Source organism: Collinsella aerofaciens (assembly GCF_015554145.1).
GTDB classification, from domain to species: Bacteria; Actinomycetota; Coriobacteriia; order Coriobacteriales; family Coriobacteriaceae; genus Collinsella; species Collinsella aerofaciens_AA.
The window spans coordinates 46,390-60,973 of record NZ_JADNHZ010000017.1 but is presented as its reverse complement, the minus strand read 5'-3'; the positions used below and the strand labels follow the sequence as shown (position 1 = coordinate 60,973).

Genomic DNA, 14,584 nt, shown 5'->3' with positions numbered 1-14,584 from the left:
GAATCCGGCGCATCCGCGTTGGCGCGATTGGCGAAAATACGTTGGTGAAAATGGTGAAAAATATATTGACGCTAACAATCCACTCCGGCCAGCGGTAGTGGCCGCCCCGGTCCGAGTGGATCGTCGTGCGCGCCCCCGCCGGCCTCGCCGCGCAGGCCTTGAGCAGGCTCGAGTTCGCGAGGCGCTTGTCGGGGTGCAGCCCGATCGACCAGGCGACGGGCATCCCGTCGAAGCAGTCGATGACCGGGCTCAGGTAGACCTTCTCGCCGCCCGGGAGCCTGAACTCGGTGATGTCGGTGAGCCACAGCCGGTTGGGCTCGTCGGCGTGGAAATTCCTGTTCACGAGGTTCTCCGGCGCCTTGGAGACCTCGCCGGCGTAGGAGCTGTAGCCCCGGGCGCGCCTCTTGTTGTAGACGACCTCGAGGCCCTCTTCGCGCATCACGCGGGCCACGCGCTTCTCGCTGGCGCGGACGCCCTCGCGGCGCAGGCGCGCCCAGACGGTGCGGTACCCCCAGCACCCCGAGCCCTCGCGGAAGATGCGCACCACGCGGCCGCGTATGTCGGCGTCGCGGTCGCGCGGCGCGGCGACGCGGGGCCTCCAGTACTCATAGGAGCTCTTCGATATCCTCAAGAAACCTGTGATCGAGCGGAGGGGCAGGGCGGTCGCCCGCCTCAATCTCTCGCCGAGCTCGCACTTGCTCCTGTTCGAGATCGAAGCCGGGTCCCACCCTTCCGCTTTTAGGTCGGCCAACACCGCCCTGAGCAGCAGGTTCTCTATCTGGTCCTCGTTGAGCCCGGCGAGCGGGCCGGTCGCCGGCGGGGCGTAGATCGACTTGTCGGGGCCCAAGCTGGCCTCCTTCCGTGGCGGTTTCCTCGCCCCGATTCTACAGCGCGCCCCGGTGTAGCTGTGCGGGAGGTGCCCCGTCGCCCACTTCTTGGCCGCGCCCACCGAGACCCCCGCGAACTTCGCGGCGGCGGTCGGCCCCATGCCGTCCTCCGTCGCCAGGAGGAAGAGCTCGACCTTCTCCCTGCTGTACATGCGAACCTCCAGTCCGGACCGCCCCGCGGTCCAACTTTCTGTCCGCACCCCCGTCCTTACCCGCGCGGTTCGATTTTATCACGCAGAGACTTGAGGTTCTCCAGTGCCGCGTTAAGCGTCTCGTCTCGTTTGGCAAAGTGGAAACGAATCAGATGGTTGACGGGCTCGCGGAAGAAGCTCGAGCCGGGCACGGCGCCCACGCCCACCTTGGAGGCCAAATCCTCGCAGAAGTCGAGGTCGCTGTTATAGCCAAACTCCGAGATATCCATCATCACGTAGTAGGCGCCCTGCGGCACGTTGTGCGTGAGTCCGATGCTGTCGAGTCCCTGACAGAATAGGTCGCGCTTGGCGGTGTAGAGGTCGAGGACCTCCTGGTAATAGCTGTCGTCGAAGTTGAGGGCGGTGACGACGGCCTCTTGCAGGGGAGCGGCGGCGCCCACGGTGAGGAAGTCGTGAACCTTTTTGATGCGCTCGGTGATTTCGGCAGGAGCGATGGTGTAGCCCAGGCGCCAGCCGGTGATGGAGTAGGTCTTGGATAGCGAGCTGCAGCTGATGGTGCGCTCAAACATGCCGGGCAGCGTGGCCATGTACACGTGCTCGTGGGGCGCGTAGACGATGTGCTCGTAGACCTCGTCGGTGATGCAGTAGGCGTCATACTTTTTGCACAGGTCGGCGATAAGGGTGAGCTCCTCGCGGGTAAAGACCTTGCCGCAGGGGTTGGACGGGTTGCATAGAACGATCGCCTTGGGATCGTTGTCGCGGAAGGCCGCCTCCAGGACCTCACGGTCAAAGTCAAAGGTGGGCGGGTTGAGCGGCACGTAGATAGGCTCCGCACCCGAAAGGATCGTGTCGGCGCCGTAGTTCTCGTAGAATGGCGAGAAGATGACGACCTTGTCGCCGGGGTTTGTGACCGTCATCATGGCGGCCATCATGGCCTCGGTGGAGCCGCAGGTGACCACGATGTTCTCGTTGGGGTTGATCGGCATGCCCATAAAGTGCTCCTGCTTGGCGGCAAGCGCCTCGCGCATGGCCTGGGAGCCCCAGGTGATGGAGTACTGGTGGTAAAGCGGCTTGGGGTCGGTGGCAATGGTGCTGAGGCTATCGAGCAGCTGCGCCGGGGGATCGAAATCGGGGAAGCCCTGCGACAGGTTGACGGCACCATACTTGTTGGAGATGCGCGTCATGCGGCGGATGACCGAATCGGTAAACGCCGCCGTGCGGTTGGAGAGTTCTTTCATGCCTATCCTTTCGAGCATTGGGTGGAGCAAGTTTACTCCTATGGAACCGGTGGGATTTGCTCGAAACGGGCTCGAAAAACTCTTTTCAAAATTCTTGAAAATTGGGGCTTGCATCGCGTGGCGTTCCTTGCAATAATAGTCGAGCGCGAAGCGCACAGGACACGGTGGGTGTAGCTCAGTTGGCTAGAGCGACGGGTTGTGGTCCCGTAGGTCGAGGGTTCGAGTCCCTTTACCCACCCCAGTTCTTGCTTCGTGTCGATATCGGGTCGTTAGCTCAGTTGGTAGAGCAGGGGACTCTTAATCCCAAGGTCCAGGGTTCGACCCCCTGACGGCCCACCACACGATATCTCCTCTAAAGTCCGCCACCACGGACTTTAGCTTTGGGTCGTTAGCTCAGTTGGTAGAGCAGGGGACTCTTAATCCCAAGGTCCAGGGTTCGACCCCCTGACGGCCCACCAAAGATTGTTAAGACGGTCAGCGTCGGTTGGCCGTCTTTTTTATTAACCTCGCATGGGGCCGAACCCGTAAGGGCACAGACGCTTTACAAGTCGAGCCTGCCCTGGGGGTCGGTGAATCCGTCTGTACCCTCCTTGAGCTTTTTCTCGTCTGCTTTCACGCGACGTTCGAGCTTCTTTGTATCTTCGGCAGGCGGTAGGTTCTCGGGTACAATTCCGCGGTCGATGAGGCTGCCACGCACGCTTGTGTTGTTCTCGACGTGCTCTTGCTTGATCTGGTCCAGACCGTACAGGTCGTGTTCCTCGGCGTTGAAGGCCGTCATCGAGTTCGTAAGGTCCTTTGCTTTGATGAGGACATCGGCTAACCTGTCCGCCAATGCCGCGCTCTTGGGTATGCCGAGCTGCTGCTTCATTTCCGCCGTGCTTCTGCCGCCGAATAACGCTTCATCGCCCTTCGACTTGATGATCGCGAATCCTTTGGAGTCCACGCCGCGTTTGAATGCAATACCCGAGAGCTGTTTCTCTGAATCGGATAGCGAGTGGCGCGCCTGTAAGCGCTGAATCTCTGCGAAGCGCTGCTCTATGAGCTCTTGGCGGCGCGTCTGCACGGCAAAGTATGCCTGGGCGAGCGCGATCTCTGGCTTGTTTGAATCTCCGTTTTGGGCGATTAAATAGCATGCATAGCGCGTAAGCTTGTAGTCTTTAACCGCGCGAGCGGCGACACCGGCAGTTATCATTTTCGTGGTGTCACGAAAATGGGAATCAACTGGAGTTTTATTTGTTTCGCACGAGACTTTTGCCCTCTTAACAACTTCGGCAAAGTTCTCCCATCGAGTGTACCCCATGGGTTCCATTAAATCGCGTGCGAGCCAATACTCAACGCCGTCTTCCACATTGGCATAGCTATCAAGTTTGACACGCCACTTCTCGATATCTCTACTGTCCATATCTCCTCCTCGCTGATCTATTGTCTATGCGCGCTTTGCCCGCTCTGTACTCAGAATAAGGATACGCTGCCGTGCGGACACGAATGAGCCCCGTGCCACTTCGAGGTCACGGGGCCCATAGATATCGATTAGTTGTGCTCTGCTCTAGATAGGTGTCCAGTTTAATTCGATCGATAGTGCGAACCCAGGCTTTCGGTCCGCTTGCGCATGGCTTTGACCATCTCCGTTGCCAGCTGATTCTGCGATTGCAGGCGGGCGAGGGCTGCGATCTCGCTGTCATTGGCATGCGGCTTGCTCAGCGCCGTTGCCTCGTCTTTCAGGCTTTCAAGCTGTTGCAGGGCCTTGGATAGACCTGCTTCGGTCCTGTTGATCATGCAATAGGTGCTCATCGTGTGCTTAAGGCTGTGTGTCAGGCGTTCGGCATCTGTTGTGGCAATGCCATACTGAGGGAGGGCGATATCCATCGGAGCGGCCGCCTCGGGAGCGTCCAGCGCTGCTCGAGCTGCCGAGGCGCCCGCGATGCGCCCGAATACGATGCCATTGGCACTCGACAAGCCGCCGATGCGGTCGGCGCCGTGCATGCCGCCTGTTGCCTCACCGCAGGCGTAGAGGCCCTCAACGCCCGTGTACGCGGTCTTGTCGATTTTGATACCGCCGTTGGCGGCGTGGGCATACATCGCCACGCGCATCTCGTCGGTCGGCGCGATGCCGTGCTCGTCTTGTAGCCAGGTGGCAAAGGTCTGCACAAACTCGGGGACGTCCTCGCGGGGGAAGTCGTAGTGGAGCGCCAGGCCTTCGGCTCCCGCTTGGTCGATGGCTAGGTCGATAGCGCGAGAATCCAGACGCGAAGTGAAGGGACCATATCCGGAGCGTTGCTCGAGCAGATCGTCGAGCTTATCGTCGGCAATACCTGCCGGCTGGTCGAACTTGACGTAGCGCCAGGTCTTCTCGTTAAATACAAGGTTTCGCTTGGGCTCGATGAAGCCGGGCATCATCTGCATGAACTCTATATTAGTAAGGGACGCACCGTGCGCCAGCGCGATGGCCTGTGATGAGCTGAGCACATCAGCCGACGTAAGGCTGCGCTCGAACAGGCCACCCGTGCCGCCCGCAGCGATGATAGTGGCCTTAGCTGCCATAGGCACGAGATGCTCGTTTGTCCGGTCGTAGAGCGTGGCGCCGACAATCTTTCCGTCCGTATCTTCATCAAGGTTGATAAGCTCGCGACGGGGGAGCAGGCGAATGCCGAGTGACTCGATTCGGGTCGTCAGAGCGTCCTCAAGGGGCTTGCGGGTGAGGCCGCGCCACATGCGCGTCTTGTGGTCAAAGCAGGGGATAAATTGCTTTTGCTGGGCGCTCTCAGCGCTTTGCGGACGCTGGAGCTCAACGCCTAGGTCTTGCTCGAGCCATTCAATTGCCTGGGGAATGCCGTGGACAAACGTCTGGACAAGCTCGGGGTCGGCGACGCCGCCACCAACGGTCTGAATGGTGTCGATGAGGTCCTGCTCATCGTCTTCGTCGACGGGTCCGATAAGCCCCAGGCCCCAGGTTCCGGGGAAGAAGCTCGATCCACTCATAGTCTTTCCGGCGCTTGCCACAGTGACGGTTGCACCCGTGCGTGCCGCTTCGATGGCGGCGCAAAGGCCCGCAATGCCAGATCCAATTACCAGTACGTCAGTCGATTCCATCGGATTCCTTTCTCGTCCGGCGCATTGTCGCACGGGTGATCGGCAATGGGGCCGCAAAGACTCGGCAAATCGGTAAAGGGCAAATATGGCAGGTGGGCGTCATGGACGTTCTGACGCTCCGTCTCATCACATCTCGTATTTCGCCCCAACTGATATATTGGCATTAGCTACCCTGCGACAGCGCAAACAAAAAGAGCCGCTACCTCGAAAGGTAGCGGCTCCAAAGCTCAACTATTTGAGCATCGCGCGGGCGCGATTAGGCCTTGAGGGCCTCCTCGACGGCGACAGCGCAGGCGACGGTGGCACCGACCATGGGGTTGTTGCCCATGCCGATGAGACCCATCATGTCAACGTGCGCAGGCACGGAGGAAGAACCGGCGAACTGGGCGTCGGAGTGCATGCGGCCCATGGTGTCGGTCATGCCGTAAGAGGCAGGGCCGGCGCCCATGTTGTCCGGGTGCAGAGTACGGCCGGTGCCGCCACCAGAAGCGACGGAGAAGTACTTCTTGCCAGCCTCGAGGCGCTCCTTCTTGTAGGTGCCAGCGACGGGGTGCTGGAAGCGCGTGGGGTTGGTGGAGTTGCCGGTGATCGAGATGTCGACGTTCTCGTGCCACATGATGGCAACGCCCTCGCGGACGTCGTCGGAGCCGTAGCAGTTAACGGCAGCGCGGGGACCATCGGAGTAGGGGATGGTCTCGACGACCTTGAGCTCGCCCGTGTAGTAGTCGAACTGGGTCTTCACATAGGTGAAGCCGTTGATGCGGGCGATGATCTGGGCGGCGTCCTTGCCCAGACCGTTAAGGATAACGCGCAGCGGCTTCTTGCGAGCCTTGTTGGCGTTCAGAGCCAGGCCGATAGCGCCCTCAGCGGCAGCGAAGGACTCGTGGCCAGCCAGGAAGGCGAAGCACTCGGTGTCGTCGGAGAGCAGCATAGCGCCCAGGTTGCCGTGGCCCAGACCGACCTTGCGGTCCTCGGCGACGGAGCCGGGAACGGTGAAGGCCTGGATGCCCTCGCCGATGATGGCGGCAGCCTCAGAAGCGGTCTTGGCGCCACGCTTGACAGCGAGAGCGCAACCGAGGGTGTAGGCCCACTCGGCGTTCTGGAAGGCGATGGACTGGGTGTTGTTGACGATCTCACGCGGGTTGAAGCCCTTGTCGGTGCAGATCTGCAGAGCTTCCTCGAGGGAGGCGATGCCGTTGTCGGCGAGGCACTTGTTGATCTTGTCAGCGCGGCGCTCGTAACCTTCGAACGTAACAGTCATAGTTATTTCCCTCCCTTTCTACTCGTGAACCGGGAACACGCTGGCGACGGAGTGGGTCTCCTCGTCGGTGCGCGGGTCGATGTACTTGGCAGCGTTCTCCCACTGACCATAGTGGCCCATAGCGCCAGCGATGGCCTCCTCGGGGGTCTTGCCGGCCTTGACGGCGTCGGTGAACTTGCCGAGGTTCAGGAACTCGAATGCGATGATCTCGTTCTTGTCGTTGAGAGCCATGCGGGTGACGTAGCCCTGAGCGAGCTCGAGGTAACGAGCGCCCTTGGCCTTGGTGCCGAACATGGTGCCGACCTGAGAGCGAAGGCCCTTGCCGAGGTCGTCGAGGGAGGCGCCCACGGGCAGGCCGCCCTCGGAGAACGCGGTCTGGCTGCGGCCGTAAACGATCTGCAGGAAGATCTCGCGCATGGCAACGTTGATGGCGTCGCAGACGAGGTCGGTGTTGAGGGCCTCGAGGATGGTCTTGCCGGGAAGGATCTCGGAAGCCATGGCGGCAGAGTGGGTCATGCCCGAGCAGCCGATGGTCTCAACGAGGGCCTCCTCGATGATGCCGTCCTTGACGTTCAGCGTGAGCTTGCAGGCGCCCTGCTGAGGTGCGCACCAACCCACACCGTGCGTAAGACCGGAGATGTCGGAAATCTCCTTAGCCTGGACCCACTTGCCCTCCTCGGGGATGGGTGCGGGGCCGTGGTATGCACCCTTGGCAACGGGGCACATGTTCTCCACTTCCTGTGAGTACTGCATGCCTCTCCTCTCTATCGTGTTGGCGTCCCGTCTGGGGGTCGTGGCTGGCGATTGCCGGGCGACCCTTCGAAAGGGACATGACATGCAGCCCCTATAATACCGCGAAATGCACGGAATATTCGGCGAACGGCTCAGTTTTCGTAGCGAGAAGCCCGGAAGTTTTAATTGAAACGGTTTAACTATATGTTCTGTGGTCGCGAACTTCCGTAGAGGGGGTTTGTCTTGGGCAAGCTTTTGGTCAGCTCTTGTATGCGTTGCGGGTTCTGACCTGTTGCAACGGTGCCGTTCGCCGCCCGTTTACTGCCTTTGGCCGCGCGAGTGTATTGTTTTGCGCGAATGTTTTGATGGCACGCTTCAATCGTGCTGTATTGGATGGCAATCAGATCCCGGCGAAGGGAGCGCCATGCAGCGCGTTTGGAGAACGGTTACCGGCTTTTACCATGTCTGTGCCCGCGGTGTGGGCAAGCAGCTCATCTTTGAGGGCGATGAAGACCGGTGGGAGTTTTTGGAGCTGATGCGCGAGTGCTGCCGCGAGGCGGGCGTGACGGTTATCGCCTGGTGCCTTATGGGCAATCACGTGCATCTGGTGCTTGCAGATTACGAGGACGCGATGAGCGCGGCGATGCACCGGCTGCTTTTGACGTACGCGCGGCGGTTCAATAAACGCACGGGGCGCACGGGTCATCTGTTCCAGAACCGTTTTGACCGGCGCTCGCTCGATACCGACCGTTATCTAATGGCTGCCATTCGCTATGTTCACGCTAATCCGCAGGAGGCGGGTATCGCCCTGATCGAGCGTTATCCCTGGAGCAGCTTTGCCGAGTATCTGAGAGCGTATGACAACGATGCGACGAGGGGATTTTCGGATCCTTCTTGTGTGCTCGAGCTCTTTGAGTCTGCCAAGGGGTTTCTGGATTATTCTCTGTCGATGCCCGATGGTTCCGATCCGGTGATTCACGATATGGATGAGACAGAGTGGGAGCGGCGTGCGTTTGCCGACAAGATGGCGAAGCGCCTGGGTGTGCCGCTCAACGAACTCAAGACCGTAGCACCCTCGCGGCGAGACGGAATCGTTTTCGCCCTGCACGATGGCGGCTACACGGTGCGCGAGATCGAACGGTATACGGGAATCAGCAAGAGTACCGTCTCTCGTATCGTGCGCGCTTATGCGCGGGTGAATGCTCAGGCTGAGGGCTCGGAATAGAAAATGGCCGAACCACTCTTGTCAAGCGATTCGGCCAACAAAATTCTTAAGATTTGGGACAAATACTACTGATTATTTTGTCCCGTGAGCATGCCGTCGAGGGTGCGCCAGGCGAGCTCGGCGCATTTGACGCGGGCGGGCATGTGCGAGATGTCTTGGAGCTGGGCGGCTTCGTCCAGGTCTTCCAGGTCCTCCTCGGAGAGCTGCTCGCCGCGGATCATGGCGAGGAAGAGCTCTGCCAGGCGGCGAGCTTCCTCGACGGTCTCGCCGGTGATGAGGTCGGCCATGATGTCGGCACTGGCCTGGCTGATGGCGCAACCGTGGCCGGTAAAGGAGGCCTCCTCGATCACGTTGTTCTCGACGCGTAGCTGCAAGGTGAGCTCGTCTCCGCAGCTGGGGTTGATGCCGTCGTGCTCGTGCGTGGGGGCGTCCATCTCGTACTTGTAGTCGGGGTGCGAGTTGTGCTCCATAAATGTGGTGGAGGTGTACAGATTACCCATTGAACGTGCTCCAAACGTGATGCAGGCCGGCGATGAACTTGTCGATGTCGGCCTTGTCGTTGTAGAAGGCCACGCTGGCGCGGCAGCAGGCAAGGTTCTCGACGCCCAGCCAGGTGAGCAGCGGCTGCGCGCAGTGGTGGCCGGCGCGGATACAGACGCCGTCCATGTCCATGATGCTCGCGACGTCGTGCGGGTGGATGCCCTTGACGTTAAAGCTCACGACGCCATGGTGGTTATCCCAATAGATGGAGCCGATGATCTGGACAAAGTCGAGCTGCATGAGTTCGCCCATCAGATAGTGGACGAGTGCCTGCTCGCGGGCCTGGATGTTCTCGTAACCCACCGTGTTGACCAGGTAGTCGAGTGCTGCACCCGTGGCGAAGATACCGGCGGCGTCCTGCGTACCCGCCTCGAACTTCTCGGGGACAGGAGCCCAGACGGCGTCCTGCTCGGTGACCGAATCGATCATCTCGCCGCCGGTGAGCATGGGCGGCATGGCGTTGAGCAGGTCCATCTTGCCCCACAGCACGCCGATGCCCATGGGGCCCATGGCCTTGTGCGCGCTAAAGGCAAAGAAGTCGGCGCCCAGGTCGGCCACATCGACCGGCATGTGCGGCAGCGACTGCGCGCCGTCGACGACCAGATAGCCGCCGTACTTGTGCACGAGCTTGCCGAGATTCTTGACCGGGTTCTCGACGCCCAGCACGTTGGAGACCTGTCCCACGGCCAGGATCTTGGTCTTGGGACCCACCTTGGCAAGAACCTCCTCGGTGGTGAGCTGGCCGGTCTTGGTGGGGTAGAGGTAGACGAGCTTGGCGCCGGTCTCGCGGCAGACCTGCTGCCAAGGAATCAGGTTGGAGTGGTGCTCCATGATGGTGATGACGACCTCGTCGCCGGGCTCCAGCACCGTGGGCGCAAAGCTCTTGGCGACCAGGTTGAGCGACTCGCTGGTGTTGCGGGTGAAGATGATCTCGTTGGCCTGGGAAGCGCCGATGAGATCGGCGATCTGCTGGCGCACCTTCGCGATAGCGTCGGTGGCCTCGACGGATAGCGAGTACAGGCCGCGCAGCGGGTTGGCGTTCATGCGCTGGTAGAAGTCGCGCTCGGCGTCGAGCACGCAGGCGGGGCGCTGCGCGGTGGCAGCGCTATCGAGAAAGGCGATCTCGGGGTGCTGCTGGAACAGCGGGAACTGGCCCTTGTAGGGGTTATTCTCGATGTCCACGGTGGGCCAGCCGCGCGAAGCCTCGTCGCTGGCGTCGAGCATCATGGGCTCGGGGGCGGTGCAGGTATCGCATTTAACGTGCTCGGTGTCGATCATGCGAGCTCCTCCTCAAAGTTGTCGATCAGGTTGTTGCCCAGGCGGACGACGGCGGCGCGGGTGCGCTCATCGGTGGCGGAAAGCGCGGCGTCCTCCAGCTTGGCGCGGATGAACAGGTCCTCGGCGGCGTTTTGGTCAAGGCCGCGGCAGGCGAGGTAGAACAGCTGCTCGTCGCGGACGTGGCCGATGGTGGCGCCGTGGTTGCCGGCGACGTCGTCCTCGTCGCACAGGATGACGGGGACAGTCTTGTTGTCGACGCCCTTGTTGGCCAGCAACACGGTTTCGCGTTCGGTGCCGGTTGCGCCCTTGCAGCCGTGCACGAGGTCGATGGTGCCGCGGTAGACCTTCTTGGACGTGCCGGTCAGCACGCCGTTGGCGTCGATCTCGCACTCGGTCTTGCGGCCGCGATGGCGCAGCTCGTAGTTAAAGTCGCGCACCTGTTCGCGGGCACCCAGGTAATCGGTGTCGATCGTCACCTTGGCGGTGTCGCCCAGCAGGTCGCCGGCAAGGCCGGTGGCGCTGGCACCGGCACCCAGGACGGTGTGCTGCACGTTGACGCGTGCGCCCTCGTCCAGGAACAGGCCGGTGTCGTCGAGTGCGATCCAGCTGTCGTCGAGCGTCTGCGTGCAGGTCACGTTGACGGTGGCGTACTCGTGGGCGCACACGCGCAGCGCAGAACCCACGACGCCCTCGCCGGCAACGGGGGAGTCCAGGGCGATCTGCAGGTCGAGCGTCGACTGGGGACGGGCGACGACGTCGATGGCGGCGATGGCGGCCGCAGCGTCGACGCCACTCACGCGCACGGTAACCGTGGCGTGCTGGTATGCGGGCACATCGATGACGATGCGCTTGGTGGTGTGGTCGGCCAGGTAGGTGTAGGCGGCTTCGCCCATGCCGGTCTCGAAGGCCTCGGCAGGGGAGAGCTCTTCCTCGAGCTTGATGGCGCCGGCCTGGTAGACAGAGGTGGCGGGCACGTCGAGCTCGGTCTCGGGCGTGATGCGGGCGCGGTCGGCGGCGTCGCCGGGGGCAGCGGCACGGCGCTCGGGGAAGCGCTCGGCCATGGCTTCCATGGCGGCGTCGAAGGCGTCGGCCGAGCCGGCAAACTGCTCGTCCAGGCCTTCGACCTCAACGGCCTCGGCGGGAGCGGTGGCAAGCTCGTCGGAAAGCTCGAGCTTGGTCTGGTTCATCTTGAGCCAGCCCCAAGTGGCAGCAGGCATCGCATTAACTTGCTCGAGCGTGGTAGCAGCGGTGTTGGTTTCCTGTTTCATTATCCGATCGCTCCTTCCATCTCGAGCTTGATCAGGTTGTTCATCTCGACGGCGTACTCCAGCGGCAGCTCTTTGGAGACCGGGTTGGCAAAGCCGTTGACGATCATGGTGCGGGCCTCTTCCTCCGAGATACCGCGGCTCATCAGGTAGAACACCTTGTCGTCGCCGATGCGGCCGATGGTGGCCTCGTGGCCGATATCGACGTTCTTGGCGCGGATGTCCATGGCGGGGATGGTATCGGAGCGGCTCTGGTCGTCGAGCATCAGTGACTGGCAGCTCACGGTTGCCTTGGAACCCTCGGCCTTGGGCGTGGCCACGATGGAGCTGCGGAAGGTCTGGATGCCGCCGCTCTTGGAGATGCCCTTGGTTTCGACGGTCGCCGAGGTCTCGGGCGCGTTGAGCACGACTTTGCAGCCGGTATCGAGGTTCTGGCCGGCGCCGGCAAAGGTGATGCCGGTAAAGCTCGAGCGGGCGCGGCGGCCGTTGAGCACGCTCATGGGGTAGAGGTAGCCCACGTGGCTGCCGAAGGAGCCGCTGATCCACTCGATGTCGCCGTCCTCGTCCACGCGCGCACGCTTGGTGTTGAGGTTGTACATGTTCTTGGACCAGTTCTCGATAGTCGAGTAGCGCAGGTGCGCGCGCTTGCCCACAAAGAGCTCCACGGCGCCGGCGTGGAGGTTGGCCACGTTGTACTTGGGCGCGGAGCAACCCTCAATGAAGTGCAGGTCGGCATCGTCCTCGACGATGATGAGCGTGTGCTCAAACTGGCCGGCGCCCTTGGCGTTGAGGCGGAAGTAGCTCTGCAGCGGAAAGTCGAGCTTAGTGCCCTTGGGCACGTAGACAAACGAGCCGCCCGACCACACGGCACCGTGCAGGGCCGCAAACTTGTGGTCGGTGGGCGGGATGAGCGTCATGAACTTCTCGTGGATGAGCGGCTCCCACTGCGGATCGTGCAGGGCCTCCTCGATGCCGGAGTAGACGATGCCCATCTTGGACGCGGTGTCCTGCATGTTGTGGTAGACGAGTTCGGAGTCGTACTGCGCGCCGACGCCTGCCAGGTAGCTGCGCTCGGCCTCGGGGATGCCCAGGCGCTCAAAGGTGTTCTTGATGTCGTCGGGCACCGACTCCCAGTCGTGCTTTTGGTCGGTGTTGGGCTTGACGTAGGTGACGATGTTGTCCATGTCCAAGCCCTCGATGGAGGGGCCCCACGTCGGATCCGGGAAGCGGTTGAAGATCTCGAGGGACTTTAAGCGCAGGTCGAGCATCCACTGCGGCTCGTCCTTCTTGGCGCTGATCTCGCGCACGATGTCGGGCGTGATGCCGGCGTCGAGGCGCTCGAATCCCTCCTCGCCATAGGTGAAGTCGTAGAGGCTGCGGTCGATGTCCGCGACCTCGGTGCGGTTCTTGGTCATTGCGTCGCCCCTTTACGCCTGCTGCTCGGCAGCGGCGGCCTCGGCCTGGGTGCGCTGCTCAGCTGCCTCGCGCTCGAAGGTTTCAAAGCCGTTCTTGTCGATCCAGGGGATGAGCGAGGCGTCGTCCTCGCGCACGATGTGGCCCTTGACCATAACGTGGACGCGGTCGACATCAAGGTGCTCCAGGATGCGCGTGTTGTGCGTGATGATGAGCATGGAGCCGTCGCAGCTCTTGCGGTAGGCGTCCATGCCGTGGCTGACGGTGGACAGGGCGTCGACGTCCAGGCCCGAGTCGGTCTCGTCCAGGATGGCGAGCTTGGGCTGCAGCAGCAGAAGCTGGAGCATCTCGACCTTCTTCTTCTCGCCGCCCGAGAAGCCCACGCCCAGCTCGCGGTTGAGGTAGGCGGTATCCATGTTGAGCTCGGCCGCGAGCTCTTTGACGCGACGGCGGAACTCCTTGCCCTTCATCTCCAGACCGGGGCGGCCGGCGATGCTGGCGCGCAAAAAGCTCGACAGCGGCACGCCTGGGATCTCGACCGGGGCCTGGAAGCTCAGAAACAGGCCGGCGCGCGAACGCTTGTCGGTGGTGAGCTCGGTGATGTCCTGGCCGTCAAAGACGATACGTCCGTCGTTGACCGTGTAGACGGGGTCGCCCATGACCAGGTGGCCGAGGGTAGACTTGCCGGCGCCGTTGGGTCCCATCAGAACGTGGGTCTCGCCGGCGGCGACGTTGAGGTTTACGTTGTGGAGGATGGTCTTCTCGTCCACGGAGGCGGTCAGACCTTCGATGGAAAGCAGCGGATTTGCGCTCATGCTGTCCCTCTCTGTATATGGTGTACTCATAGGTGTGCTAAACCCTAGGAATCTTCTCGGAATAAAGTTACTATGGGTTCGGCGTTAGTCAAGGGAAAACCCGACTAATCCACTCGACTTTTTAGATGAGGGACATAATAATCAGGTTTGTTTGCTCCGCTTGCATAGGATTTGGGACAAACAAGCCTGGTTTTGTCCCAGTAACGATGGTAGGGTAGGTATGCTCATTTCTTCTAAGGGCCGCTATGCCCTCCGACTGATGATCTATATCGCGGCGCTCGGTGACGCCGAGGGCAAGATTGCTCTGCGCGAGGTTGCCGACCGCGAGCACATTTCGCAGAAGTATCTGGAACAGCTGGTTCGTCCGCTTATGAAGGCTGGCCTGCTTAAGAGCGTGCGCGGCAAGGGCGGCGGCTACATGATGGCCAAGGATCCCTCCGAGGTGCGTGCTGGCGACATCCTGCGCGCCGTCGAGGGCAGCACGGCTCCGGTGGCGTGCGATGGCATCGACAACAGCTGCGCCCGCAGCGATTTGTGCTCGACCGTCAAGTTCTGGCGCGGTTTGGACGACGTGATCGAAAAGTACGTCGACGGCGTGACGTTGGCCGACCTTGCTGCCGTCCCCGAGATTGACTTTGACATTAAGCTGTAGGTTGAGCGCAATTCCTTAAGATTTCGCGGAGGGTTG

The 14,584-nt window shown here is 61.5% G+C and carries 13 protein-coding genes and 3 tRNA genes; 5 read left to right on the top strand and 11 right to left on the bottom strand.

What is annotated here, in order from left to right:
- Positions 1-1,039 (bottom strand): IS3 family transposase (locus I2E13_RS07780; RefSeq protein WP_195404732.1); only part of this gene is annotated, 1,039 nt, incomplete at its 3' end.
- Positions 1,040-1,095: 56 nt separating this feature from the next.
- Positions 1,096-2,277 (bottom strand): pyridoxal phosphate-dependent aminotransferase, encoded by a 1,182-nt coding sequence (locus I2E13_RS07775; protein WP_117778427.1) that lies wholly within the window; start codon positions 2,275-2,277, stop codon positions 1,096-1,098.
- 164 nt (positions 2,278-2,441) lie between these two features.
- On the opposite strand from I2E13_RS07775, the gene I2E13_RS07770 reads away from it, so the two are divergent.
- From I2E13_RS07770 to I2E13_RS07760, 3 genes are all read left to right on the top strand, one after another.
- A tRNA-His gene (locus I2E13_RS07770) sits at positions 2,442-2,518 on the top strand.
- A gap of 22 nt (positions 2,519-2,540) precedes the next feature.
- Positions 2,541-2,616, top strand: a tRNA-Lys gene (locus I2E13_RS07765).
- A 43-nt stretch (positions 2,617-2,659) separates the two neighbouring features.
- Positions 2,660-2,735, top strand: a tRNA-Lys gene (locus I2E13_RS07760).
- A gap of 83 nt (positions 2,736-2,818) precedes the next feature.
- Here I2E13_RS07760 and dinD read toward each other — a convergent pair.
- The 4 genes from dinD to I2E13_RS07740 form a co-directional block, all read right to left on the bottom strand.
- Entirely contained in the window at positions 2,819-3,679 is an 861-nt protein-coding gene (dinD, locus tag I2E13_RS07755; RefSeq protein WP_195404731.1) for a DNA damage-inducible protein D, read from the bottom strand.
- Between the two features lie 161 nt (positions 3,680-3,840).
- A complete protein-coding gene (locus I2E13_RS07750; protein ID WP_195404730.1) occupies positions 3,841-5,367 on the bottom strand; it encodes an FAD-dependent oxidoreductase in 1,527 nt (508 codons plus the stop codon).
- Positions 5,368-5,623: 256 nt separating this feature from the next.
- A complete protein-coding gene (locus I2E13_RS07745) occupies positions 5,624-6,628 on the bottom strand; it encodes a GGGtGRT protein (protein WP_055252290.1) in 1,005 nt (334 codons plus the stop codon).
- An 18-nt stretch (positions 6,629-6,646) separates the two neighbouring features.
- Entirely contained in the window at positions 6,647-7,381 is a 735-nt protein-coding gene (locus tag I2E13_RS07740) for an iron-sulfur cluster assembly scaffold protein (protein WP_006235554.1), read from the bottom strand.
- Between the two features lie 403 nt (positions 7,382-7,784).
- Between I2E13_RS07740 and I2E13_RS07735 the strand changes: the two genes are divergently transcribed.
- Positions 7,785-8,585, top strand: a complete 801-nt coding sequence (locus I2E13_RS07735) for a transposase (protein ID WP_195404729.1) — start codon at positions 7,785-7,787, stop codon at positions 8,583-8,585.
- Positions 8,586-8,650: 65 nt separating this feature from the next.
- On the opposite strand, the gene sufU is transcribed toward I2E13_RS07735, so the two are convergent.
- The 5 genes from sufU to sufC are packed head-to-tail and all read right to left on the bottom strand — an operon-like array spanning position 8,651 to position 13,896.
- Positions 8,651-9,085: a Fe-S cluster assembly sulfur transfer protein SufU gene (gene sufU, locus I2E13_RS07730; protein WP_117583738.1), complete on the bottom strand. Its 435-nt coding sequence runs from the start codon at positions 9,083-9,085 to the stop codon at positions 8,651-8,653.
- A complete protein-coding gene (locus I2E13_RS07725; protein WP_229057888.1) occupies positions 9,078-10,403 on the bottom strand; it encodes an aminotransferase class V-fold PLP-dependent enzyme in 1,326 nt (441 codons plus the stop codon). The genes sufU and I2E13_RS07725 overlap by 8 nt, the downstream gene beginning before the upstream one ends.
- Positions 10,400-11,671, bottom strand: a complete 1,272-nt coding sequence (locus I2E13_RS07720) for a SufB/SufD family protein (RefSeq protein ID WP_118384672.1) — start codon at positions 11,669-11,671, stop codon at positions 10,400-10,402. The genes I2E13_RS07725 and I2E13_RS07720 overlap by 4 nt, the downstream gene beginning before the upstream one ends.
- Entirely contained in the window at positions 11,671-13,083 is a 1,413-nt protein-coding gene (sufB, locus tag I2E13_RS07715) for a Fe-S cluster assembly protein SufB (protein WP_022094821.1), read from the bottom strand. The genes I2E13_RS07720 and sufB overlap by 1 nt, the downstream gene beginning before the upstream one ends.
- Before the next feature lie 12 nt (positions 13,084-13,095).
- Complete coding sequence (gene sufC / locus I2E13_RS07710; RefSeq protein WP_195404728.1) at positions 13,096-13,896, bottom strand: Fe-S cluster assembly ATPase SufC; 801 nt, start codon at positions 13,894-13,896, stop codon at positions 13,096-13,098.
- A 220-nt stretch (positions 13,897-14,116) separates the two neighbouring features.
- On the opposite strand from sufC, the gene I2E13_RS07705 reads away from it, so the two are divergent.
- Positions 14,117-14,548, top strand: coding sequence for an RrF2 family transcriptional regulator (locus tag I2E13_RS07705; protein ID WP_195404727.1), 432 nt, complete (start codon positions 14,117-14,119; stop codon positions 14,546-14,548).
- Positions 14,549-14,584 lie beyond the last annotated feature (36 nt).